Below are 23,891 nucleotides of genomic sequence, written 5' to 3' on the forward strand. Positions count from 1 at the left end.
CCGCCAGGGGTCGACCGCACAGGTCACAGCCACGGCCCGTGTCGGTGCCGTCGGGCACGATGTCCCCCATGCCCGACTACGTCGCCCACCTCACCGTTCCCGACGTGCCCGACGACGAGACCCGCGCCGGCATGGCCGATGCCCTCGGCGCGCTGCGCGACGACGCCCCGGACGGGTTCGCCGGCGGGCGGGTGACGTTCGACCTGCGGGGCGAGGCCCCGGACCTGGAGACGGCCGTCCGTGCCGCGAACACGCACGCGGCGGAGATCCTCGACGACCTCGCGTGGGAGGTCGAGGTCGAGGTCCTGGGCTGACGCTCCCGCCGTACCGCGCCGCGCCCTCGCCACGCAGCGCCCTCGCCACGCAGCGCCCTCGCCGCGCAGCCGCCCGGCGCCCGGCGCCGTGCAGGCTCAGTCCGCCAGGTTGTCGCTGAGGATGTCGAGCACCCGGTCGTGCGTCGTCTGCGCGACCGCCCCGGACCGCGCCGCCACGACCCCCACCAGCGACTCCACGAGCACGGCCAGCGCGATCCGCGAGGTCCGCTCGAGCTCGTGCTGGAAGGTGGTGGCGGCGGGTGCGACGACGAGCTCCACGTCCGCGAGCTCCCCGAGCGGCGACCCGCGGAACGACGTCACGGCGACGACGGCGGCACCGCCCTGCCGCGCCGCCCGCGCGACCTTGAGCGTCGCCTCGCTGGCGCCGGACCCGCTGAGCACCACGCAGCCGTCGCCCGGCGCGAGGCCGCGCGCGGCGATCTGCTGGCCGATGGAGTCGGCGACGAAGTCCGCGGGCCGCCCGACGGCGGTGAGCCGCATGGCCATGTCGGTGGCGAGCGGCGCGGACAGGCCGTTGGCCAGGACGAGCAGCCGCGCCGGGACCCGGTGAGCACCCCGACGGCGCGCTCGACGGTGTCCTCGTCGAGGACGGCCGTCACCTGGGGCAGGGCAGCCGCGAGCGCCGCGATGTCCGGCCCGCAGCCGGCCGAGGGCGCTCGACCCGTAGTCGACCTCCTCGTCCCGGTGGGCGAGCTCGGCCGCGAGCGCCACGCGCAGCTGCGGGTAGCCCTTGTACCCGATGGCCTGGCAGGCGCGCACGACGGTCGACCGCCCGACGCCGACGCGGTCGGCGACCTCCTGGGCGGTGCTCTCCACGACCCGCTCGGGCTGGTGCAGCACCTCCTCGAGCACCCGGCGCTCGCTGGCGAGCACGGTGGGCAGCGCGGTGGCGATCCGCACCGTGGGGTGCGCGACGACGTCAGGGCTGGACGGCACGGGCACGGGCTCCCTCCATGATCCGGCGGCGCAGGGCCCCGGACGCGGCGTCGATCGCCACCGTGACGACCACGACCACGATGAGCAGCACGCCGACCGTCGACCACTGCCGGTACTGCGTGTAGGAGGTGAGCATGTCACCGATGCCGCCGACGCCGATGAGGCCGAGCACGGCGGACGAGCGGACGTTGATCTCGAACCGGTAGAGCCAGAAGGACCCGAACGCGGGCAGCACCTCGGGCCAGACGCCCCAGCGGAGCACGTGGGCGCCGGATCCGCCGGCCGCGCGGACCGCCTCGACGGGGCCGCGGCCGATGCCCTCGATCGCCTCGTAGCCCCACTTGCCGAGGGTGCCGACGCCGTTGACCGCGAGCGCCAGGGCGCCGGTCAGCGGGGTCAGGCCGGTGACCGACAGGATGACGATGGCGATGATGATCTCCGGCACCGCGCGGATCACCGCGAACACCAGCCGCAGCACCCCCCGCACGGGCGCGGGTCCGTGGCCCCGGGCGGCGAGCAGGCTGAGCGGCGTGGCGATCAGGATGCCGAGCACCGTGCCGAGCCAGGCCATCGCGACGGACCGCCAGGTCTGCCACAGGGCCTCGGGCAGCGCCGACCAGTCGGGCGCGCTGAACATGAGCCACAGGTAGCGGACGACCTCGGACGGCAGGTCGGCGAGCCGGCCCCAGGAGATGTCGACCGACCAGAACGCGGCGACGACGACCACGACGACGGCCGCGGACAGCGCACGCAGCGCGAGCCGTGCCGGGCGCGGCGGTGGGACGACGGCGCCGGTCAGGGCGCCCCGGACGCGACGGTCGGCGGCGGGCGCGGGCGCCGGGGCGGGGGCGGGGGCGGGGGCGGGGGCGGTCACAGCAGCCTCCGGCGGGCGGCGCTGCTGACGGCCTCGAGGACGAGCACCACGACGAGGATCTCCAGGATGATGAGCGAGAGCTGGTCGTACCGGTAGAACGACCGCACGGCGTCGATGAGCAGGCCCATGCCGCCGGCGCCGACCAGGCCGAGCACCGACGACGCGCGGACGTTGAGCTCCAGGACGTAGAGCAGCTGGTTCCAGAAGCCGGGCATCATGTCCGGCACCGCGACCGAGCGGTTCACCTGGAGCTGGGTGCCGCCCGCCGCGCGGGCCGCCTCGAGCGCGCCGGTGTCGGCGGCCTCCAGCTGCTCGGACACGAGCTTGACGACGATGCCGACGTCGAACAGCACGAGCGCGAGGATGCCGGGCAGCGCGCCGACGCCGACCATGGCGACGAGCACGGACGCGTAGAGCAGGTCGGGCACGGCCCGCACGACGTTCAGCACGCCGCGGACGGCGCCGCGCAGGACCGGGTGCGGGTTGGTGGTGCGGGCGGCCCACAGGCTGAGCGGCAGCGACACGACGCCGGCGACCGCCGTGGCGATGACGGCCATCTGCAGCGTCTCGAGCAGTGGATCGACGGTGCGCGGGAAGAACGACCAGTCCGGCTGGAGCAGCGCGACGATCTTGTCCGCGCCGTTCCGCCAGTTCCGGGCGAGCGCGCCGAGGTCGACCTCGACGCCGATCCCGGGGGCGAGCGTGAGCGCGGTGACGGCGAGCACTCCCGCCCAGCCGGCGGCGGCCTTCCACCGCCCGGCGGGGCGCCGGGGCGGCACGGGGGCGGGGCGCGCGGGGTGGACCCCGGCCGGCGCGGCGACGTCGGCGGCGCTCACGAGCCGAGCACGTCGTCGGGGCGGATCGACCGGCCGTAGATGTCCTCGAACACCCGGTCGCTGGCGTCGGCGGCGGGGCCGTCGTAGACGACCTGCCCGGCCCGCAGCCCGATCAGCCGCGTCCCGTACTCGCGGGCGAGGTCGAGCAGGTGCAGGTTCACGACGACCGTGATGCCGAGCTCGCGGTTGACCCGGCGCAGGTCCGACATCACGCCGTGCGCGGTGGGCGGGTCGAGGCTGGCGACCGGCTCGTCGGCGAGGACGGCGCGCGGCTGCTGGGCCAGGGCCCGGGCGATCGCGACGCGCTGCTGCTGCCCGCCGGACAGGTGCGCGGCGCGGTGCCAGGCCCGGTCGAGCATGCCGACGCGGTCGAGCGCCTCGTACGCGACGGCCCTGTCCTGCGCGGTGTGCGCGCCGAGCAGCGTGCGCCAGGTCGGCGCGTGCGCGACCCGGCCGACCAGGACGTTCTGCAGCACGGTGGCGCGCCCGGCCAGGTTGAAGCTCTGGAAGATCATGCCGACCTCGCCGCGCAGCGCGCGCAGCGCCCTGCCGCGGGCGGCGGTCACGTCGTGGCCGCCGACCTCGACGGTGCCGGAGGTGACCGGCACCAGGCCGTTGAGCGTGCGGATCATCGACGACTTGCCGGAGCCGGACAGGCCGACGACGGCCACCATCTCCCCCGGCTCCAGGTCGAGCGAGACGCCGTCGAGGGCGGTCACGCCGTTCGGGTACCGCACGACGACGTCGCGCATCCGGACGGGCCACGGCGCGGGCACCGCTGCCGCGGCCGAGGCCACGGCAGCGGTGCCCGGAACGGCCCGGAGGCCTGCGCTCACTGCAGGCCGAGCTTCTCCGCCGCGCGGGCGACGACGTCGAGCGACGCCGGGTCGGCCGGGGCGAGCTTGGAGATCGAGTAGATGTCGGTGAGCACCTGCGAGCCCTCCTCGGTGTTCGAGAAGTCCTCGAGCGCCGTGGTGATGCGGTCCTGGAGCTCGGGCGACAGCGAGGCCGCGAGCGCGACGCCGTCGTTCGGGATCTCCTCGGTCAGGGCGAACACGACGACCTTCTGGCCGACGTCCGGGGTGTCCTTGGCGACGATCGTGCGGGCGTCCCAGAACGAGAAGCCCACCTCGGCGTCGCCGTTGTAGACGGCCAGCACGGAGGCGTCGTTCGCCGTCACGGGCAGCTGCTCGATGTCGGCGTCGGTGTCGAGGCCGGCCTCCTGCAGCGCGAGGACGGGGTAGATGTAGCCGGCCGGGGAGGCCGGGCCGAGCAGCGCGACCTTGGCGCCCTCGACCTTCGTGATCGAGTCGAGCCCCGCGGGGCCCTGCAGCGCGTCGGCGCCGTTGCAGAACAGCATGCCGTCGCGCTCGACCGGCTCGTCCTCGCAGTACTTGTCGGGGTTGTTCGTCATGAACTGCGCGGGGTAGGAGATGTTGCCGTTGCGCTCGGTCTGCAGCACGACGCTGGCGTCGTACATGTCCGAGGCCTGCCAGAGCTGCAGCGACGGCAGGAAGCCGATCTGCGCCTGGTCGGCGCCCATCGCCTCGACGGCGGCCTGGTAGTCCTTCGACACGACGCCGGTGACCTCGATGCCGAGCTCCTCGGTGAGGTAGTCGGTCAGGGGCTTCGCGGTGTCGACGAGGCCGTCCTGGTCCTGCGAGGGGACCAGCGCGAGGGTGAGCGACGTGGGGTCGGCGGCGGTCTCACCGGCGGACGGCGTGGCCTCGGCGTCGCCGGAGCAGGCCGAGAGGGCGAGCGCGGCGACGGCCAGCAGGGCGGCGCCGGGCAGGACGTGCTTCGACATGGTCATCCTTCGGTCGTGACCCGGGCGGGGACCCGGGCGGGCTGGGGCTGGGGCTGGGACGGTGCGGTGCGCCCGTCCGCGCGGACCCACTCCCGGAGCGCCGGGTACAGCGCCGGCAGGTCGGGGACGGTCCACGTGGGGCGGGCCTCCGGCGGCGGGCGCCGGGAGATGAGGGCGGTCGCGTGACCGCGGGCGGCGACGGGCGCCAGGTCGTTGGCCCAGACGTCGCCGACGCTGAGCGCGCGCACCGGGCCGGCCGGGGCGACGCCGAGCCGGTCGAGCACGGCGGCCATGCCGGCGGGCTTGCCGACCTCGGTCAGCACGCCGTCGAGCAGGCCCGGCCAGGCCGAGCGCGGCGAGTGTCTCGGGGAGCCGGATGGCCGGGGCGTTGGTGGCGAGGACGACGGTGGCCTCGGTCCGCACCTCGGCCAGCACGGCGGCCAGGCCGAGCGGCGCGGACACCGGGGCGTCGTCGGTGCCGAGCGCGTGCCGGCTCGCGAGGTAGGCGGCGGACAGCGCGAGCGGGCCGACGCCGTGCTTCTCCGCGAGGACGCGGACCAGGTCGTAGCCGTCGAGCGGCAGCAGGCCGTCGGCGGAGGCGCCGCGCGCATCGGCCCTCCCGGCGGTGCGACCGGCCGGGGCGGGGTCGCCGAGCCCCTCTCGACGGCGGCGGTCGCCTCGGCCAGGAACGCCCGCCGGGCGTCGGGGTCGAGGCTGGACGCCGCGGCGCGGGCGTAGGCGTGCACCGGCCCGTGCCCGACGGCGACGGTGCCGTCGAAGTCGAGCAGGAGGAGGGTGTCGGTACGGCTCACGGGTCGCCTGACGTGCGGGGGCGGATCGCCCGGTGGGTCACGCCCGTCTGGACGCACCGTCCACGCTAGGGGTGCGTTCTGGACGAGATGACCACGACCGCGTGAACAACGGCGAACGGCGGGTGAACACTCGTGGGGAGCGGGGGGCGTGCCGCCGCGCGACCGGCGGCCGGGCGCTCCGCCGGGGCTAGCGTGCGGCCGTGCCTCGCGACGCCCGCCCCTGCCCTGCGCCCTCCGGTCCCGCGACGAGGGGTGTCGCGGCCGCGGGTGCCGCAGCGACGGGTCTCGCGCCCTCCGGTCCCCCGCCGCTCGACGCCGTCGCGCTCCGCGCGCTCGACGCCGGGGCCCTGCGCGCCCTGGACGCCGCCGCTCGCACCGCCGCCGTCGACCCGGACGGCGCGCTGGACCCCGGCGGCCCCGTCGGCTGGCTCGCCGCGCAGCTCGACGCCGACCGCGAGCGCGGGACGTTCGGCCGCTGGGGGCGGTCCTCGGTGGTCGACGAGCTGACCGGCGCTCCCGTCGTCCCCCGGCCGGTGCTGGCCTGGCTGCAGCGCCGCGCCGGGCTGCCGGTCGAGTTCCCCGGCGCGGACGCCGGCCTGGCGCACGTGTACGGCTACCTGCTCTCGACGGCCGCGACGCCGTTCGGGCTCAAGCGGGACCGGTGGACCGGCGGCGCGCTGGCGGGCGCGCTCGGGCTCGACCCGCGGCACCTGCTGCCGTGGCACCGGCCCGACGGGCGCACGCTGCTGGAGCGGGTCACCGACGCGGTGCTGCCGGCGCTCGCCGACCCGGGCGCCGGCGCGCTCCTGGTGCGGGACGACGCCGTCCCGGGGACGGCCGACGCCTTGCGCACGGTGGTGGTCCGTGCGCAGGGCGTCGGGGGCGGGGCGCTGGTCTACGGGTGGGTCGGGCCGGGCGGCGTGCGCCCGGTCACCGCGTTCCCCGTCGACGCGTCCCCGCGGTGGCTCCGCGAGACCGGGTCCCTCCCCCCGGTCCCGCGGTACAACGTGCTGGTCCCCTGAGGGCCGGCCGTCAGCGCGGGCCGTCGGCGGGGTCGGCCGGCGGCTGCGGGGTCGTGGGCGGGGTCGTGGGCGGGGTCGTCGGCGGGGTCGTCGGCGCGGCCGGCGGCTGCTCGCCGTAGCCCGGGTACGGCTGCGCGTACGGCGCCTGCTGCGGCGCCGGGTAGCCCTGCGGGCGCGCGCCGGGGAACGCCTGCGCGTACGCGTTCGGCCCGTGCACCCGGGCGACCCAGTCCTCGCCCGGCATGAAGATCCACAGCAGCGGGTAGATGAGCAGCGGGCTCCCCGGCAGCACGATCAGCACGATCAGGAACAGCCACCGCATGGGCCAGGCGTCGATGCCGAACCGCCGCGCGAGGCCGGCGCAGACACCGCCCAGGACCCGGCCGTCCAGCGGCCGGACCAGGCCGCTCCGCCACAGGGACTCGTAGATGCCGGTCATCGTCGTTCTCTCCCGTCGTGCTGCGCGTGCGCCGCGGTGCTCCGCGACACCCCCTACGGTGCCGGTCCCGCTCGCGCGGCACATCCGGGACGGACCCTGGCCGGACCCTGAACCGCACCCTGACCGGCTCCGTGCGCGTCCCGGAGGCCGCAGGAGGTCAGGCCCGCCGCACCCGCACGCCCGCGCCCGTCACCTCGAACCGGACCGCCGACAGGTCGTCGACCACCAGGTCCGCCCCGCCGCCCGGCCCCTCGGCCTCGGTCGTGCGCAGCGCGAGCACGGCCGCCCCCGCCGCGCGCCCCGACCGGATCCCGGACTCCGCGTCCTCGACGACCAGGCAGCGCCGGACGTCCACGCCGAGGCGGTCGGCGCCCGCGCGGTACGGCTCCGGGTCGGGCTTGCCGCGCTCGACGTCGTCGGCGGTGACGACGGTCGCCGGGGCCGGCAGCGCCACCGCCGCGATGCGCGCGGCGGCCAGGCGGGCGCCGCAGGAGGTCACCACCGCCGCGCGGCCGGCGTCGCCGCCGGACCCGCCGAGCGCCGCGAGCGCCTCGACCGCGCCGGGCAGCACCTCGATGCCCTCGGTGTCGGACACCTCCAGCTCGACCACCCGGGCCAGGGCCGACGCGCGCTCCGCCGCGTCCCGGTCGGCGAGCAGCAGGTCGAGGATGTCCCGCGCCGGCACGCCGTGGTACCGGAACGGCGACAGGTCGTCGGTGGGCATCCCGAACTCGCCGGCGAGCCGCAGCCAGCACCGCTCGACGGAGCGCGTCGACGAGATGAGCGTGCCGTCCATGTCGAACAGGACGGCGTCGAACACCTCGTCGAGCACGTCGCGCGCGGGGGCGGGGCGGGGGTCGGTGGTGGCGGTCGTCATGCCCCGAGCCTCGCACGACCCGCCCGCCGGCGGCCGCCTCAGGCCCACCTCAGTGCCGCCTCAGCCCGCGGCCGTGCGCCTCAGGGGCACCTCAGGCGCACGGCCGCATGATCCGGTCCCGCGGACTGGTCGGTCGACCGATCCGGCACCCCGGGCCTCAGCACCAGGGTGGTTCCTGCCGGGAAGGGCCCGGCACGCCACCGCCGGACCGGCGGGGCACGCACCACGGGGGAGACGGACATGGACACCATCTGGGGCCCGGCGCTCGACGCCGAGGTGGCCTACCGCCAGGAGGTCGTCCGCGCCGCGGTGCGCGGGTCGGACCTGGGCTGGCGCTGGCGGCGCGGACGCCGCTGATCCGCCGACGGCAGAAGGAGGGGACGCGTGTCGGTGGAGGCTGCCACCATCGACCTCATGAGCCGGTCGGTGGGACGCGCGCCCTTCGTCGCCCGCGACGAGGAGGTCGCGGCGCTGCTCGCGGCCGTCGAGCGGGCGGGGGCCGGCGAGCCGGGCCTGGTGCTGCTCGGCGCGGACGCGGGCGTCGGCAAGACCCGGCTGCTCACGCACACCGCCCGGCTCGCGACGGCCCGCGGCGCCACCGTCGTGATCAGCCACTGCGTCGACCTGGGCGAGATCGGCCTGCCGTACCTGCCGTTCGCGGACGCGCTGCACCAGGTCGTCGACGCGGACTGCCCCGGCGTCGCCGACGTCGTCGCCGCCCGCCCGGCGCTGCGCAGGCTGCTGCCGTCGGGCGCCGCGGGCTCGGCGGACCCGGTCCGCACGGGCGCCGACGAGCAGGCCGAGCGCCTGCAGCTGTTCGACGGCGTGGCCGCGGCGCTCGCCGCCGCGGGCTCGCCCGAGCGACCGCTCGTCCTGGTGCTCGAGGACCTGCACTGGGCCGACTCGTCCAGCCGCGACCTGCTGCGGTTCCTGGTGGCGCGGCTGCGCGCGGAGCCGGTGCTGCTCGTCGGCTCCTACCGCGCGGACGACCTGCACCGCCGGCACCCGCTGCGGCCGGTGCTGGCCGAGCTGGGCCGGCACCCGCGGGTCGAGCGGATCGACCTGCCGCCGTTCACCCCGGACGAGCTGCGCGCCTTCACCACGGGGCTCGCGGGGCAGCCCCTGCCCGAGGCCGCGCTGCGCCGCATCCAGCGCCGGTCGGAGGGCAACGCCTACTTCGCCGAGGAGCTGACCGAGGCGCGCGGCACCGGCGCCGACCTCCCGGGCACGCTCGCCGACGTGCTCCGGGCCCGGCTCGAGTCGCTCGACCCGGACGTGCAGCGCCTGGTGCGCGCGGCGTCCGCCGCGGGCCGCCGGGTGGCCGAGCCGCTGCTGCGGGCGGTCGTCGCGGGCACCTCCGACGACCCGGCCCGGCACGCGGCGTTCGACGCGGCGCTGCGGGACGCGGTCGCCCACCACGTGCTGGTCGGCGAGGACCGCCGGATCGCGTTCCGGCACGCGCTGCTGGCGGAGGCGGTGTACGCCGACCTGCTCCCCGGCGAGCAGGTCGCGCTGCACCGGGACTACCTGCTGGCGTCGGCGGCGGACCCGGCGCTGGCCACCCCCGCGGAGCGCGCGCACCACGCGCTGCTCTCCCACGACAACCGGCTCGCCCTGCTCGCGTCCCGGGACGCGGCGCGCGAGGCCGGCCGGGTGCTGGCGCCGGCGGAGGAGCTGCGGCACCTCGAGACCGTGCTCCGGCTGTGGCCGGGCGTGCCCACCGCCGCCGAGGACCTCGGGGAGGAGCGGGTCGACGTGCTGCTCGCGGCCGCGGCGGCCGGCGGGCGGGCCGGGCTCGGGGACCGCGCGGTGGCGATGGCGCGCGAGGCCGTCGCGGCGGTCGACCGCCCAGCGAGCGGCGCGGGCGACGACGCCGGGGCACGCCGGGTCGCGGCGCTGCGCACCACGCTGGCCCGGCACCTCCTCGGGGCCGAGCGGGTCGACGAGGCGCTGCGCGAGACCGACCGCGCGCTCGAGGCGCTCGCCGACCTCGACGGCACCCCCGACGCGGCGCGGGCGTGGGCCCTCGCGACGCACGCCCGCGCGGCGCTCAACTCCGACCTGGACGACCAGGCCGAGGTCTCGGCCGCGGCCGCGGTGGACGAGGCGCGCGCCGCGGGCGCCGTGGACGCCGAGGCCGACGCGCTCATCTCGCTGGCCGTGCTCGTCGTCGACGACCGGGACCGCGCCGCCGACCTGCTCACCGTGGCCCTGCACCGCGCGCGGGACGCCGGCGACACCACCACCGAGCTGCGCTGCACCTACAACCTCGCCGCGAACCGGTACTACGCGGGCCGGCTGGACGAGGCGGCCGCGACCACCGCGGCCGGGCTGGAGCTCGCCGCGCGGTCCGGCCTGACCTGGAGCGCGTACGGCGTCGAGCTGCGGCTGTTCGCCGAGATCGTCCGGTACGCGCGCGGCGACCTCACGCCGCCGGCGCCCACCGCCGACCCCGGCCCGCCGCGCGCCGCGTCCGCCGTCGACGGGGTCCAGATGTACGCGGCCGTCGCGCGGGGCGACGCGGACGCGGCCGACCGCGGGCTGTCCCTGCTGCACGGCCAGCACGACGACACGATGATCACGCTCATCGCGGGCGGCTGCGCCGTCGACGCCCTCACCTGGGCCGGGCGCCTGGACGAGGCCGTGGCCCTCGCGCACGAGCTCATCGACGAGATCAGCCGCGTGTGGTCCGACTACTTCCTCGGCGGCATCTGGCTGTCGGCGCTCGGCATCGCCGCGCTCGCCGACCAGGCCGCCGCCGACCGGCTCGCGGGCCGGGACCCCGGGCCGCGGCTCGACCTCGGCGCGCGGCTGCTGAACCGCGCGGTCGTCACCGCCGACCGTGGCCGGCCGCGCGGCGGGCAGCTCGGGCCGGAGGGGCGCGCGTGGCTGGCGCGGGCGCACGCCGAGCACGCCCGGCTGCTCGGCGTCGCGGACCCGGACGCGTGGGCCGCCGCCGTCGCCGAGTTCGACTACGGCTACCGGTACGAGCTGGCGCGCACCCGGTGGCGGCTCGCGGAGGCGCTGCTCGGCGCCGGCGACCGCGCCGCGGCGGGCGACGCGGCCGCGGCGGCCCTCCCGGAGGCGCGGGCCATCGGCGCCGCTCCCCTGGTCACCGCCGTCACCGACCTCGCGCGCCGCGGTCGGCTCGACGTCCCGGGCGTCGTCGCCGGGGGCACCGACGTCCTCACGGGCCGGGAGTCCGAGGTGCTGGCGCTCGCCGCCGAGGGCCTGAGCAACCGCCAGATCGGCGAGCGGCTCTACATCAGCGGCAAGACCGTCTCCGTCCACATGTCCCGGGTGCTGGACAAGCTGGGCGCCGGCGGACGGGCCGAGGCGGTCGCGATCGCGCACCGCCGGGGGCTGCTCGGCGTCTGACCTGCGGGCCCGCTCCGCGGTGATGCGGGTCACCCGGGTGATTCCCGGGCACCCCAGGTGCATCCCAGGTTCCGGGCTTACCGTGGATCCAGATCCCGCGGTCAGGACCATCGCCGCGGCGATGCGACGACCGGCCGCAGACGGCCGGCCGCACCTCCCCCCGGAACGGCGCATGTCCACCCCTGAGAACCAGCCGCACCCCATCGTGCTCGTGCACGGCACCCGCACCTCGTCGAAGATCTGGGACGACCAGGTCCGCGCGCTCACCGAGGGCGGCCACCCGACGATCGCGATCGACCTGCCCGGCCACGGCAGCCGCGCGCACGAGCGCCTGACGTTCGAGGGCGGTCTCGACGCCATCGACGCCGCCGTGCGCGCCTGCGCCGAGCCGCCCCTCCTGGTCGGCCTGTCGCTCGGCGGGTACATGTCGCTCGCCTACGCGGCGCGGCACGAGGACCGGCTCGCGGGCGTCGTGCTCGCGGGCTGCTCGACCGACCTGAAGGGCAAGCCGCTGGGCGCCTACCGCCGCGCGTCCCGCCGGGTGGTCGGCGCGCTCGGCCTCGGCGGCGGCACCTGGCACGTGGTCACGGACATGCTCAGCGCGCTGCACGGCTACACGCCGGTGCAGGACCTGCGCCGGCTCGCGCTGCCGGTGTGGCTCGTCAACGGCGCGCGGGACCCCCTGCGGTTCGGCGCTCGGCGCTACCTCGGGGCGCACCCGGGCGCGCGGCAGTGGGTGGTGCCGAACGCCGGGCACGACGTGAACAGCCACGCGCCGGTCGCGTTCAACCGGATCCTGCTGCACGTGCTGCGCGACCTGGCGCAGCGCGTCCCGTTCGCCGCCCCGCGCCTGGGCTGATCCCGCCACAATGGCGGCATGACCTCGACCGACGACCGCCCCTGGCTCGCGCAGTACCAGCCCGGCGTCCCCGCCGACATCGAGCTGCCCACCGAGTCGCTCGTGGCGATGCTCGAGCGTTCCGTCGCCGAGGCGGGCGACGCGCCGGCGCTGGAGTTCTTCGGCCGCCGCACCTCGTACGCCGAGCTCGGCGCGCAGGTCGACCGCGCGGCCGAGGGCCTGCGCCGGCTGGGCGTGCAGCCGCGGGACCGCGTCGCGCTGCTGCTGCCGAACTGCCCGCAGCACGTCGTGGCGTTCTACGCGGTGCTCCGCCTCGGCGCCGTCGTCGTCGAGCACAACCCGCTCTACACGTCGCGCGAGCTGCGGCACCAGTTCGAGGACCACCGGGCGCGGGTCGTCATCGCCTGGGACAAGGCCGTCGAGCAGGTGAAGCAGCTCCCCGCGGACGTCGGCGTCGACCACGTGGTGTCGGTGAACCTGCTCCGGGCGTTCCCCGCGATGAAGCGCGCGGCCCTGGCACTGCCCGTGCCGAGCCTGCGCGCGACCCGCCGCTCGCTCACGGCGCCCGCGCCGGGCACGATCCCGTGGGAGGACCTGCTCTCCCACGGCCCGCTCGACGCGGCGCACCCCCGCCCCGCCGTGACGGACCTGGCGGCGATCCAGTACACCTCCGGCACCACCGGCCGCCCCAAGGGCGCGATGCTGACGCACCTCAACCTGTACGCCAACGCGCTGCAGGGCGAGGCGTGGATGCACGGGGCGGAGTACCGGAAGGAGGTGTTCTACGCGATCCTGCCGATGTTCCACGCGTTCGGCATGACGCTCTACCTCACGTACGGCGTGCTCAAGCAGGGGCTGCTCGTGCTGTTCCCGAAGTTCGACACCGGCCTCGTGCTGGACGCCATGAAGAAGTCCCCCGCGACCGTGTACTGCGCCGTGCCGCCGATCTACGAGCGCACCGCGATGGCCGCGAAGGAGCGCGGGGTGTCCCTGGCGTCCTGCCGGTTCTGCATCTCCGGCGCGATGAACCTCCCGGACGCCACCGTCGAGCTGTGGGAGTCGATGTCGGGCGGGCTGCTCGTCGAGGGCTACGGCATGACCGAGTCGTCCCCCGTCGCGTTGGGCAACCCGTTCCACCCGACCCGGCGCACCGGCACGATCGGCGTCCCGTTCCCGTCCACGCGGATGCGCGTCGTCGACCCGGACGACCCGACGACGGACGTCCCGGCGGGCGAGCCCGGCGAGCTGCTGCTGCACGGCCCGCAGGTGTTCGCGGGCTACTGGAACGACCCCGACGAGACGGCCGCGACGCTGCTCCCGGGCGGCTGGCTGCGCACCGGCGACATCGTGACCGTCGACCCCGACGGGTTCACCACGATCGTCGACCGCGCGAAGGAGCTCATCATCACCGGCGGGTTCAACGTCTCCCCGTCGGAGGTCGAGACCGTGCTCCGCGGGCACCCGTCGGTCGCCGACGCCGCCGTGATCGGCAAGCCGCTGGAGCGCGGCGGGGAGATGGTGGTCGCCGCGGTCGAGCTGGCGCCGGGCGCCGACCTGGACGAGGCGGCGCTCCGCGGGTACTGCCGCGAGCACCTCGCGGCGTACAAGGTGCCGCAGCGGGTGGTCGCGATCGAGGACACGCCGCGGTCGATGCTCGGCAAGGTGCTGCGCAAGCAGGTGCGCGAGCAGGTGCTCCCGCGGCTCTGACCAGCGGCGACCCGACCGGCGCCGGCGCCCGCGCAGCCGCGGCCCGACCCCTGGACGGGCACCACCCGGGTCCGGACGCGGTGCGACGATGGGCCCGCACGTCCGCCCCGAGCAGGGAGACCCGATGATCCGCAGCACCGACCACATCCTCACGAGCCAGGCCGGCAGCCTCCCGCGCACGCCGGAGCTGATCGCCGCCAACGCCGCCCGCGAGGCCGGCCAGGACGCCGGGGACCACGCCGGCCTGCTCCGGGACGCCGTCACGGACCTGGTGCGCCGCCAGGTCGACCTCGGCCTCGACGTGCCCGGCGACGGCGAGTTCGGCAAGGCCATGACCAGCGCGATCGACTACGGCGCCTGGTGGTCGTACTCGTTCCAGCGGCTCGGCGGCCTGGAGCTGCGCGACGGCGCGTCCTGGATCTTCAAGGACGTGCAGTCCGGCCCCGGCGACGTCAGGGTGACCGGGTTCGGCCGCCGCCGCGACCGCGCCGCGTTCGAGGAGGCGTACGCCGACCCGACCAGCGGCGTGTTCCACGGCGGCGACCCCAAGCCGTTCCCGACCGCGGTGGCCCCGGTGACGTACACCGGCCAGGACGCGGTGGCCGAGGACGTCGCCAACCTGCGCGCGGCGCTCGACGCCACCGGCGCGCGGGAGGGCTTCATCACCTCGATCGCCCCGGCGTCGGCCGCCCGGATGGACAACGAGTACTACGCCACCGACGAGGAGTACGTCTGGGCGCTCGCGGACGCGCTGCGCGAGGAGTACGTCGCGATCATCGACGCCGGCCTGGTGCTGCAGATCGACGACCCGTCGATGGCGGAGAACTGGGACCAGATCACCCCGGAGCCGACGGTCGAGGACTACGTCCGGTTCACCGAGATCCGGGTCGAGGCGCTCAACCACGCACTCCGCGGGCTGCCCGAGGACCAGATCCGCTACCACCTGTGCTGGGGCTCCTGGCACGGCCCGCACACCACCGACCTGCCCATGAAGGACATCGTCCGCTCGATGCTCAAGGTGAACGCGGGCGCCTACTCGTTCGAGGCCGCCAACGTCCGGCACGAGCACGAGTGGCGGGTCTGGGAGGACGTGCAGCTGCCCGAGGGCAAGCTGATCCTCCCGGGCGTGGTGTCGCACGCGACCAACGTCGTCGAGCACCCCGAGCTCGTCGCCGACCGCATCGAGCGGTTCGCGCGCCTCGTCGGCCGGGAGAACGTCGTCGCGGCGACCGACTGCGGCCTCGGCGGGCGCATCCACCAGCAGATCGCGTGGGCCAAGCTCGGGACCCTGGTCGAGGGCGCGCAGATCGCCACGAAGCGCCTCTGGGCCTGACACCCCCGGGACGCCGACGGCCCGGCACCCCTCGCGGGGGGCCGGGCCGTCGCGCGTGCGGGGCCGGTCCGGTCAGCCGGTGTTCTGCAGGCCGGCGGCCACGCCGTTGACGCTCAGCAGCAGCAGCCGCTTGTTCTCCTCGACCAGGTCCCCGGACTCGCCGGTCCGCAGCGCGCGCAGCGCGCGGATCTGCAGCAGCGACAGCGCGTCCACGTAGGGGCTGCGCAGCTGGACGGCCCGGCCGAGGATCCGGCGGCGGGACAGGATGCGGTCGGACCCGGTGATCGTCAGCACCCAGCGGCGGGTGAGCGCCATCTCCTCGAGCACGAGCTGCGCCAGGTCGTCCCGGTCGCCCAGCGCGAGGTACCGCTCGGCCAGCCGCTCGTCCGTCTTCGCCAGCGACATCTCGACGTTGTCGATCATCGTGCTGAACAGCGGCCACTCGGCGTACGCGGCCTGCAGCTCGGCGAGGTCGCCGACGGACTCCAGCGCGGTGCCGAGGCCGAACCAGCCGGCGAGGTTGGTCCGGGCCTGCGACCAGGAGAACACCCACGGGATCGCCCGCAGGTCGTCCAGCGACTCGACGGACAGGCCGCGACGCGCCGGGCGGGAGCCGATCGGCAGCAGGCCGATCTCCTCCAGCGGGGTGACCTGGGCGAACCACTGCGGGAAGCCCTCGGCGCGCACCAGCTCGTAGAACCGGGTGCGGGACGACGCGTCCAGCGCGGAGGCCAGGTCGGCGAACCGCGCGGTGGCGGCCGCGTTCCGCTGCTCGGTCGACGGGGCACCCGCCAGCAGGGTCGCCGCGGCGACCTGCTCGATGTGCCGGGCCCCGATCGTCGGGTTCCCGTAGCGCGCGAAGATGACCTCGCCCTGCTCGGTGAGCTTGAACCGGCCGTCGACCGAACCCGGGGGCTGGGCCAGCACGGCGCGGTTGGCCGGGCCGCCGCCGCGCCCGAGGGCGCCGCCGCGGCCGTGGAACAGCGTGAGGCTGATCTCGTGCTTCGCGGCCCATGCGGCGATCCGGCTCTGCGCCACGTCGAGCGCGAGGGTCGCGGCCACCGGGCCGACGTCCTTGGACGAGTCCGAGTAGCCGAGCATGACCTCGACGCGCCGGCCGTTCTCCGCGAGCCGCGCCTGCACGGCGGGCAGCGTGAGCATCGACTCGAGGATGTCGACGCTGGCCTCGAGGTCCGCGAAGGTCTCGAACAGCGGGATCGCGTCGATCACCGGGCGGGTGGCCGGGTCCGGGAACACCAGCTCGGCGAGCTGGTAGACCGCGGCCAGGTGCTCCGGCGCCTGCGTGAACGACACGATGTACCGGCGGGCGGCGGCGACGCCGTACCGGCGCTGCACGGCGCCGATCGCGCGGTAGGTGTCGAGGACCTCGACCGTGCGCGGCTCCAGGTCGCCGTCCAGGCCCTTGGCCTCGATGTCCGCGAGCGCCGCGGCGTGCACCTGCGAGTGCTGGCGCACCTCGAGCTCGGCGAGGTGGAACCCGAAGGTCTGCACCTGCCAGATGAGCTTCTGCAGGTCGCCGAACGCGACGCGGGTCGCGCCCGCGGCCTCCAGGGAGCGCTGCACGACGTCGAGGTCGGCCAGCACCTCCTCCGGGCCGGCGTAGGACAGGTCCGCGTCCCGGCGGCGGGTCGCGGCGAGCCGCTCCGCGACCATGCGCAGCGCGCGGCGGTGCGGCTGGTGCCTCACCTCGGCCGCGGCCTTGGTCGCGGCGTCCTCGGAGAGGTCCCGCTGCCGGTGCCACAGCGCGGTGAGCTCCGCGCTCGCCGGGGTCCCGGTGTCGTCGAGCGTGAGCTTCGCCGAGATCTTCCGCGCCGACTCCTCCAGCGCGGTGAGCACGTGCTCGCTCGCCAGCGCGGCGGCGGCCCGGGTCACCTCGGCGGTGACGTTGGGGTTGCCGTCGCGGTCGCCGCCGATCCAGGACCCGAGCCGCACGAACGGGCGGACCGCCGGCTCGCGGCGACCCGCGCCCTCGCCGGACAGCCAGTCGTCCAGCCGGCGGTACACGGTCGGGAAGGTGTCGAACAGCGTGGTGTCGAAGATGTTCATCACGGTGCGGACCTCGTCCAGCACCGTGGGCTTCTGCGCCCGCAGCGGCGAGGTGCGCCACAGCGTGTCGATCTCCTCGAGGATGCGGCGGTCGTTCTCCGCGCGGGACGTGCCGCCGGCGGCCAGCGCGTCGCGCTCGGCCAGCAGGTCGGAGATGCGCCGGATCGCCCGGGACACCGAGCGGCGGCGGGCCTCCGTCGGGTGCGCGGTGAGCACCGGGCGGAACTCCAGCTCCTGGAGCCGGCGCACGGCCTCGTCGCGGCCGACCTCGCCCGCCAGCGCGTCGATCGCGGCGGGCAGGGAGTCGTCCTGCATGAGCTCGCCGGCCGGCAGCTCCGCCTCGCGGGCGCGCAGCACGCGGACGCGGTGGTGCTCCTCGGCGAGGTTCGCCAGGTGGAAGTAGCAGGTGAAGGCGCGGGCGACCTGCTGGGCGCGCTCGATGGAGAAGGAGTCGACGAGCTCCTCCGCCTCCGTGAGCGCGGACAGGTCCTGCTCGTCGTGCGCGCGGATGGTCAGCGCGCGGACGCGCTCCACGTCGTCGAACAGGTCGTCGCCGCCGGACTCGCGGATGACGCGGCCGAGGAACTCGCCGAGCATCCGGACGTCGTTGCGCAACGGGTCGGGGACCTCGTGGCGCGCGAGGCCGCGGCGGGCCTCGAGCGAGGGCTGGGGGTCGGTCACCGGTCAAGCGTAGGTCAACCGTCCGACGCACGAGACGCGTGTCCGCCTGTCGGTTACCTCGTCCGCGGGCCGGACCCCTGGGCCCGATGTCCCGCGTGACCGCCCGGGAGTCTAGGCTCGGAGGCAGTGCCCGCGGCCGGTCCGTCGCGACCGGGCGAGCAGAACCCCCGAAGATCCGGGCCGCCGAGGTCCGGGCGGAAATGAGGTGCGGTGAACGCGAAGGCTCCTGTGGCCCAGCAGGTCGGTTGGACCGAGCTCGACGTCAAGGCTGTCGACACGGTGCGTGTCCTGGCCGCGGACGCGGTGGAGAAGGTCGGCAACGGCCACCCCGGCACGGCGATCAGCCTGGCCCCGGCCGCGTACCTGCTCTACCAGAACGTGCTGCGGCACGACCCGGCGGACCCGCACTGGCTGGGCCGCGACCGGTTCATCCTGTCGGCGGGCCACTCCTCGCTGACGCAGTACATCCAGCTCTACCTGGCCGGCTTCGGCCTGGAGCTCGAGGACATCGAGGCGCTGCGCACCTGGGGCTCCAAGACCCCCGGCCACCCCGAGTACAAGCACACCGACGGCGTCGAGATCACCACCGGCCCGCTCGGCCAGGGCATCTCCTCCGCGGTGGGCTTCGCGATGGCGGCCCGCCGCGAGCGCGGCCTGCTCGACCCCGAGGCCGCCCCGGGCACCAGCCCGTTCGACCACTTCGTCTACACGATCTGCTCGGACGGCGACCTGCAGGAGGGCGTGTCCTCCGAGGCCTCGTCCATCGCCGGCACGCAGAAGCTCGGCAACCTCATCGCGATCTGGGACGACAACCACATCTCGATCGAGGGCGACACCGAGATCGCGTTCACCGAGGACGTCGTCAAGCGCTACGAGGCCTACGGCTGGCACGTCCAGTTCGTCGACTGGACCGAGGGCGGCGAATACACGGAGAACGTGGACGCGCTGCACGCCGCGATCGAGGCCGCCAAGGCCGTCACCGACCGCCCGTCGTTCATCGGCCTGCGGACGATCATCGCCTGGCCGTCGCCGACCAAGCAGAACACCCACGGCTCGCACGGCTCCAAGCTGGGCACCGACGAGGTGAAGGGCCTCAAGGAGGTCCTCGGCTTCGACCCCGAGAAGTCCTTCGACGTGGCGCCCGAGGTCATCGCGCACACCCGCAAGGCCCTCGAGCGCGGCGCCGCCGCCAAGGCCGAGTGGAGCAAGGGCTTCGACGCCTGGCGCGAGGCCAACCCGGAGCGCGCCGAGCTGCTCGAGCGCCTGCGCGCCGGCAAGCTGCCGGCCGGCTGGGCCGACGCGCTGCCGACGTTCCCCGCCGGCAAGGCCGTCGCGACCCGCGCCGCCTCCGGCGAGGTGCTCTCCGCCCTCGCGCCGGTGCTGCCCGAGCTCTGGGGCGGCTCCGCCGACCTCGCCGGCTCGAACAACACCACCATGAAGGGCGAGCCGTCCTTCATCCCGGCCGAGCGCTCCACGCACGAGTTCGCGGGTGACCAGTACGGCCGCACGCTGCACTTCGGCATCCGCGAGCACGGCATGGGCGCGATCCTCTCGGGCATCGCCCTGCACGGCCTGACCCGGCCGTACGGCGGGACGTTCTTCACGTTCTCCGACTACATGCGCGGCTCGGTCCGCCTGGCCTCGCTCATGGGCGTGCCGGCGATCTACGTGTGGACGCACGACTCGATCGGCCTCGGCGAGGACGGCCCGACCCACCAGCCGGTCGAGCACCTCACCGCCGTCCGGGCCATCCCGGGCCTCGCGGTGGTCCGCCCCGCCGACGCCAACGAGACGGCGCAGGCGTGGAAGGCGATCCTCGAGCGCACCGACGGCCCCGCCGCGCTCATCCTCACCCGGCAGAACGTCCCGACGTTCCCCCGCGGCGAGGAGGGCTTCGCGTCCGCCGAGGGCGTCGCCCGCGGCGCGTACGTGCTGCTCGAGGCGTCCACCGGCACGCCGGAGGTCGTCCTCATCGGCACCGGCTCCGAGGTGCAGCTGGCCGTCGCGGCCCGCGAGACCCTCGAGGCCGCCGGCGTCCCGACCCGCGTGGTCTCGGCGCCGTCGCTGGAGTGGTTCGCCGAGCAGGACGAGGCCTACCGCGAGTCGGTCCTGCCGTCCTCGGTGAAGGCCCGCGTCTCCGTCGAGGCCGGCATCGCGCTGTCCTGGTGGAAGATCCTCGGCGACGCCGGCCGCGCCGTGTCGCTCGAGCACTACGGCGCCTCGGCCGCGTACGAGACGCTCTACGAGGAGTTCGGCATCACGGCGGACGCCGTGGTCGCGGCGGCGCACGAGTCGATCGCGGCGGCCCGCGGCGGCAGCGCCCCGGCGACGGACGCGAGCGCGCCGACGGAGAGCGGCACGGGCGACCAGCTCTGAGCTCGCGCTCACGCGCAGAACGGCCGGGCACCCCTGCGGGGGGTGCCCGGCCGTTCTGCGTCCCCCGGCCCCTTCCCTCGGGCCAGCACCCGCCGAGATGGCAACTCTCGGCTGCACCGCGGCGCCCGGACACAGTCGAGAGTTGCCATCTCGGCGCAGGCAACGCGGGCGGCGCACGAGGGGAGCGCGGGACGTTGGTCCCCGGCGCCGCGGGCGCCGTGCGGGGAGGGTCGGAGGCGTGAGCGTGCGGCAGACCCCGGTGTACTACTACTCCTCGAGCTCCGGGCTCGTGCGGTCGTTCGCGCTGCGGCTCGACCGGCCCGTGCTCGACCTGTCCCGGCGCGACGTCCGGCTCAGCGAGGCCGACGGGCCGTGGGTGCTGCTCACGCCGTCGTACAAGACGGGCAACGAGGCCAACGACACCATCCCCGAGGCGGTCCGCCGGTTCCTGCGCTCCGCGGTGAACCGCCGCCGCATGGTCGGCGTGATCGGCAGCGGGAACCGGAACTTCGGCCGGTACTACCAGCACGCGGCTCGGGACGTCGCGGCCCGGTCCGGCCGGCCGGTGCTGTTCGAGTTCGAGATCGCGGGCACGCCCTGGGACGTCGAGGAGTGCCGGCGGATCCTCGAGGACCTGGACGCCGCGCTCGCCGCGGGCGGGGACGCGCCGGCCGCCTGACACCGCGGGGCACGGGCTCATCTCGCCCGGGTGGGTGCGCCCGTCGGCGGTCGGCCCTAGCGTGACCTCCATGAGCCCGTCGAAGGTGCCCGCCGAGGAGATCGAGGTGCGCGGCCGCACCGTGCGGGTCTCCAACCCCGACAAGGTCTACTTCCCCGACCGCGGCCTGACCAAGATCGACGTCGTCCGGTACTTCGTGAGCGTCGGCGACGGCATCCTCGGCGCGCTCCGCGACCGGCCGACGACGCTGGAGCGCTGGCCGCGCGGCTGGTTCGAGGGCGCGAAGCTGTCGACCCGGATGGACAACAAGGGCGACGCGTTCTTCCAGAAGCGGGTCCCGCAGGGCGCGCCGGACTACGTCGAGTCGACGACGATCACGTTCCCGTCCGGCCGCACCGCCGACGAGGTGACCCCGACCGAGCTGGCCGTGGTCGCCTGGGCCGCGAACCTCGGCACGCTGACGTTCCACCCGTGGCCGGTGACCCGCGCCGACGTCGAGGCGCCGGACCAGCTCCGCATCGACCTCGACCCGCAGCCCGGCACGACCTTCGACGACGCCGCGCGGGTCGCCCCCCACGTGCGAGAGATCCTCGCCGAGCACGGGCTGACCGGGTTCCCCAAGACCTCGGGCGGCCGCGGCCTCCACATCTTCGTGCCGATCGAGCCGCGCTGGTCGTTCACGCTGTGCCGCCGCGCGACGATCGCGCTGGGCCGGGAGCTCGAGCGCCGGCTGCCCGGCCAGGTCACGACGAAGTGGTGGAAGGAGGAGCGCGGCGAGACCATCTTCGTCGACTACAACCAGATGGCCCGCGACCGCACGATCGCCTCCGCCTACTCGGTCCGCCCGAACCGCCGCGCGACCGTCTCCGCGCCGCTGCGCTGGGAGGAGGTGCCGGACGTGCACCCGGACGACTTCGACGTGACGACGATGCCGGCCCGGTTCGCGGAGGTCGGCGACCTGTTCGCGCCGCTGGTCGCGCGCACCTCGCCGGCCGAGGGCACCGACGCCGTCGCGCCGGGGTCGCTCGACGGGCTGCTGGAGCTGGCGACGAAGGACGAGCGGGACCACGACCTCGGCGACCTGCCCTACCCGCCGGAGTACCCGAAGATGCCCGGCGAGCCGAAGCGGGTCCAGCCGAGCAAGGACCGCGACCGTCCGAAGGAGCCGGCGGACGACTGAGGCGCTGCCCCGGGAACCCGCCGGGCGCGCCGGGCGTTCACCCCCTCCCGGACCGACGACCCCGAGGAGCGCCCGTGCCCGTCCCCGTCATCGCCCCCGACCCCACCTGGCCCACCGTCGCCGCCGCCGACCGCGCGCCCGAGCCGTACGACCCCGGTGCCGCGGCGGCCGCCGAGCTCGACCGGCAGGTCCGCGCGCAGCTCGACCTCGGCCTGGCCGCGGTGCACGGCCTGTCCCCCGCCGACCTCGTCGCCGCGGTCGCCCCGCTGCGTGCCGCGCTCGCCGCCGGCGCCGCGGCCGGGCCGTCGTCCGTCGACCCCGACGACCACGTGCCGTTCGTGCTGGTGCTCGACGGCGGCACCGCGCGGGCCAACGCGTCGGTGCCGGCGCTGCGCCGCGGGACGCGCCCGGGCGTCAGCGTGATCGACGACCACGAGATGGCCGGCTACCGCCCGCTGCCCGACCTCGACGTGCCCGCGGCGCCGTACCTGCTGCTCGACGTCGACACGGGGACGGAGTTCTGCGACACCCGGCCGGAGGACGCGCTCGCGACCGTCCGGAGCCGCGGTCGCACGCCGCTGACCGTCGCCGAGGGGATCGCGCTGGTCGCGGTGCGGCCGGACATGCTGCGCCCGAACCGGTGCTTCTCGCTGATGGGCTCGCGGGCCGGGAACCAGCGGGTGCCCGCGGTGTGGATCAGCGAGCGCCGGCCCAAGCTCGGCTGGTGCTGGGACCGGAACCCGCACACCTGGCTCGGCGCGGCGTCGGCGGGCGGCCGGACGGCGGGCTGACGCCGGCCCGGCGTCACTCCCCGACGGCGACCGGGCGGTCCGGGTCGTTCGACCACTGGGACCACGACCCCGGGTACAGCACCGGGGTGCGCCCGGCCAGCACGATCGCCGCCGCCTGGTGCGCGGCGGTGACGCCGGAGCCGCAGTAGACCGCGACCTCGCCGCCCTCGGCCACCCCGAGGGCGGCGAACCGCGCGGTCAGGTCGTCGACGGGGCGGAACCGGCCGTCGGCGTCCAGGTTGTCCCCGGTCGGCGCGCTCACCGCGCCGGGGATGTGCCCGGCGCGCGGGTCGACGGGCTCGACCTCGCCGCGGAACCGCTCGGCGGCGCGGGCGTCGAGCAGCACGCCCTCCTCGGCCCACCGGCCGGCGCCGTCGGCGTCGAGCACGGGGAGCTGGCCGCCGGTCAGCGTCACGTCGCCGGGCTCCGGCGCGGCCTCGCCCGTGTCGAGCGCCCCGCCGGCCGCGACCCAGGCCGGCAGCCCCCCGTCGAGGATCCGCACGTCCGCGACGCCCGCCCAGCGGAGCAGCCACCACGCCCGCGCGGCCGACGTGGCACCGGAGTCGTCGTAGACCACGACCGGCTCGCCGGCGCGCAGCCCCCAGCCGCGCGCCGCCGCCTGCAGGTCCGCGACGTCGGGCAGCGGGTGCCGGCCCTCGGCGGCGCTCGGCGGCGCGGCGAGCTCCGTGTCCAGGTCGACGAACACCGCGCCCGGCAGGTGGCCGGCCCGGTACGCGTCGACCCCCGGCGGGCCGCCGAGCGCCCAGCGCACGTCGAGCAGCCGCGGCGGGGTGGGCCCGTCGAGCTCGCGGGCGAGGTCGGCGGCGGACACGAGGACGTCGGTCATGGCGCCCAACCTACGGGCGCGGGCGGTCCGGCGACCAGGGACGGCGCTTCCGGCG

The 23,891-nt window shown here is 76.0% G+C and carries 20 protein-coding genes; 10 read left to right on the plus strand and 10 right to left on the minus strand.

The features are described 5' to 3' along the window. The first annotated feature begins 68 nt into the window (after positions 1 to 68). Positions 69 to 314 (plus strand): hypothetical protein, encoded by a 246-nt coding sequence (locus FKM96_RS05500; RefSeq protein ID WP_147794388.1) that lies wholly within the window; start codon positions 69 to 71, stop codon positions 312 to 314. A gap of 96 nt (positions 315 to 410) precedes the next feature. Here the strand turns inward: FKM96_RS05500 and FKM96_RS05505 are convergent, their stop codons facing one another. The 6 genes from FKM96_RS05505 to FKM96_RS21005 all read right to left on the minus strand — a co-directional run bounded on the left by FKM96_RS05505 (position 411) and on the right by FKM96_RS21005 (position 5,111). After that, positions 411 to 1,271 carry a MurR/RpiR family transcriptional regulator gene (locus FKM96_RS05505; protein ID WP_246855217.1) on the minus strand — a complete coding sequence of 287 codons (861 nt, stop codon included), beginning with the start codon at positions 1,269 to 1,271 and terminating at the stop codon, positions 411 to 413. Further along, positions 1,255 to 2,145, minus strand: coding sequence for a phosphonate ABC transporter, permease protein PhnE (gene phnE, locus FKM96_RS05510; RefSeq protein WP_210417370.1), 891 nt, complete (start codon positions 2,143 to 2,145; stop codon positions 1,255 to 1,257). The genes FKM96_RS05505 and phnE (FKM96_RS05510) overlap by 17 nt, the downstream gene beginning before the upstream one ends. Next, complete coding sequence (phnE, locus tag FKM96_RS05515; RefSeq protein ID WP_371300495.1) at positions 2,142 to 2,981, minus strand: phosphonate ABC transporter, permease protein PhnE; 840 nt, start codon at positions 2,979 to 2,981, stop codon at positions 2,142 to 2,144. Before phnE (FKM96_RS05515) ends, phnE (FKM96_RS05510) begins: the two co-directional genes overlap by 4 nt. Then, positions 2,978 to 3,733 (minus strand): phosphonate ABC transporter ATP-binding protein, encoded by a 756-nt coding sequence (gene phnC, locus FKM96_RS05525; RefSeq protein WP_147796941.1) that lies wholly within the window; start codon positions 3,731 to 3,733, stop codon positions 2,978 to 2,980. The genes phnE (FKM96_RS05515) and phnC overlap by 4 nt, the downstream gene beginning before the upstream one ends. Positions 3,734 to 3,813: 80 nt before the next feature. After that, complete coding sequence (gene phnD / locus FKM96_RS05530) at positions 3,814 to 4,788, minus strand: phosphate/phosphite/phosphonate ABC transporter substrate-binding protein (protein WP_371300496.1); 975 nt, start codon at positions 4,786 to 4,788, stop codon at positions 3,814 to 3,816. Between the two features lie 2 nt (positions 4,789 to 4,790). Continuing rightward, complete coding sequence (locus tag FKM96_RS21005) at positions 4,791 to 5,111, minus strand: hypothetical protein (protein ID WP_210417371.1); 321 nt, start codon at positions 5,109 to 5,111, stop codon at positions 4,791 to 4,793. A 689-nt stretch (positions 5,112 to 5,800) separates the two neighbouring features. Here FKM96_RS21005 and FKM96_RS05540 point away from each other — a divergent pair. Continuing rightward, the gene (locus tag FKM96_RS05540) at positions 5,801 to 6,622 is read left to right on the plus strand and encodes an amino acid deaminase (protein WP_147794390.1); all 822 of its coding nucleotides are present in this window, start codon (positions 5,801 to 5,803) and stop codon (positions 6,620 to 6,622) included. A gap of 10 nt (positions 6,623 to 6,632) precedes the next feature. On the opposite strand, the gene FKM96_RS05545 is transcribed toward FKM96_RS05540, so the two are convergent. Together FKM96_RS05545 and FKM96_RS05550 are read right to left on the minus strand one after the other, a co-directional pair. Continuing rightward, the gene (locus tag FKM96_RS05545; protein WP_147794391.1) at positions 6,633 to 7,061 is read right to left on the minus strand and encodes a PspC domain-containing protein; all 429 of its coding nucleotides are present in this window, start codon (positions 7,059 to 7,061) and stop codon (positions 6,633 to 6,635) included. A gap of 157 nt (positions 7,062 to 7,218) precedes the next feature. Continuing rightward, on the minus strand, positions 7,219 to 7,938 hold the full coding sequence (locus FKM96_RS05550; RefSeq protein WP_147794392.1) for an HAD family phosphatase: 720 nt from the start codon (positions 7,936 to 7,938) through the stop codon (positions 7,219 to 7,221). Between the two features lie 384 nt (positions 7,939 to 8,322). Between FKM96_RS05550 and FKM96_RS05555 the strand changes: the two genes are divergently transcribed. The 4 genes from FKM96_RS05555 (at position 8,323) to FKM96_RS05570 (ending at position 15,215) form a co-directional block, all read left to right on the plus strand. Then, positions 8,323 to 11,316 carry an AAA family ATPase gene (locus tag FKM96_RS05555; RefSeq protein WP_371300497.1) on the plus strand — a complete coding sequence of 998 codons (2,994 nt, stop codon included), beginning with the start codon at positions 8,323 to 8,325 and terminating at the stop codon, positions 11,314 to 11,316. Positions 11,317 to 11,488: 172 nt separating this feature from the next. After that, entirely contained in the window at positions 11,489 to 12,175 is a 687-nt protein-coding gene (locus FKM96_RS05560) for an alpha/beta fold hydrolase (protein WP_217614462.1), read from the plus strand. An 18-nt stretch (positions 12,176 to 12,193) separates the two neighbouring features. Continuing rightward, positions 12,194 to 13,882, plus strand: coding sequence for a long-chain-fatty-acid--CoA ligase (locus tag FKM96_RS05565; RefSeq protein ID WP_147794393.1), 1,689 nt, complete (start codon positions 12,194 to 12,196; stop codon positions 13,880 to 13,882). Between the two features lie 124 nt (positions 13,883 to 14,006). Then, a complete protein-coding gene (locus FKM96_RS05570; protein ID WP_147794394.1) occupies positions 14,007 to 15,215 on the plus strand; it encodes a cobalamin-independent methionine synthase II family protein in 1,209 nt (402 codons plus the stop codon). 72 nt (positions 15,216 to 15,287) lie between these two features. Here FKM96_RS05570 and FKM96_RS05575 read toward each other — a convergent pair whose 3' ends face one another. After that, positions 15,288 to 17,879, minus strand: a complete 2,592-nt coding sequence (locus tag FKM96_RS05575; protein ID WP_147796944.1) for a phosphoenolpyruvate carboxylase — start codon at positions 17,877 to 17,879, stop codon at positions 15,288 to 15,290. Positions 17,880 to 18,173: 294 nt separating this feature from the next. Here FKM96_RS05575 and tkt point away from each other — a divergent pair, with 294 nt between their 5' ends. The 4 genes from tkt to FKM96_RS05595 all read left to right on the plus strand — a co-directional run bounded on the left by tkt (position 18,174) and on the right by FKM96_RS05595 (position 22,989). Continuing rightward, positions 18,174 to 20,339, plus strand: coding sequence for a transketolase (gene tkt / locus FKM96_RS05580; protein WP_147794395.1), 2,166 nt, complete (start codon positions 18,174 to 18,176; stop codon positions 20,337 to 20,339). Positions 20,340 to 20,583: 244 nt separating this feature from the next. Further along, positions 20,584 to 21,018, plus strand: a complete 435-nt coding sequence (gene nrdI / locus FKM96_RS05585; protein WP_147796945.1) for a class Ib ribonucleoside-diphosphate reductase assembly flavoprotein NrdI — start codon at positions 20,584 to 20,586, stop codon at positions 21,016 to 21,018. 70 nt (positions 21,019 to 21,088) lie between these two features. Continuing rightward, positions 21,089 to 22,198: a non-homologous end-joining DNA ligase gene (gene ligD, locus FKM96_RS05590; protein WP_147794396.1), complete on the plus strand. Its 1,110-nt coding sequence runs from the start codon at positions 21,089 to 21,091 to the stop codon at positions 22,196 to 22,198. Between the two features lie 74 nt (positions 22,199 to 22,272). Continuing rightward, a complete protein-coding gene (locus tag FKM96_RS05595; protein WP_210417372.1) occupies positions 22,273 to 22,989 on the plus strand; it encodes a DUF5701 family protein in 717 nt (238 codons plus the stop codon). A 13-nt stretch (positions 22,990 to 23,002) separates the two neighbouring features. Here FKM96_RS05595 and FKM96_RS05600 read toward each other — a convergent pair whose 3' ends face one another. Continuing rightward, positions 23,003 to 23,836 (minus strand): sulfurtransferase, encoded by an 834-nt coding sequence (locus FKM96_RS05600; protein ID WP_147794397.1) that lies wholly within the window; start codon positions 23,834 to 23,836, stop codon positions 23,003 to 23,005. Positions 23,837 to 23,891 lie beyond the last annotated feature (55 nt).

Origin of the sequence: Cellulomonas sp. Y8, from assembly GCF_008033115.1 — a bacterium.
Lineage (GTDB): Bacteria > Actinomycetota > Actinomycetes > Actinomycetales > Cellulomonadaceae > Cellulomonas.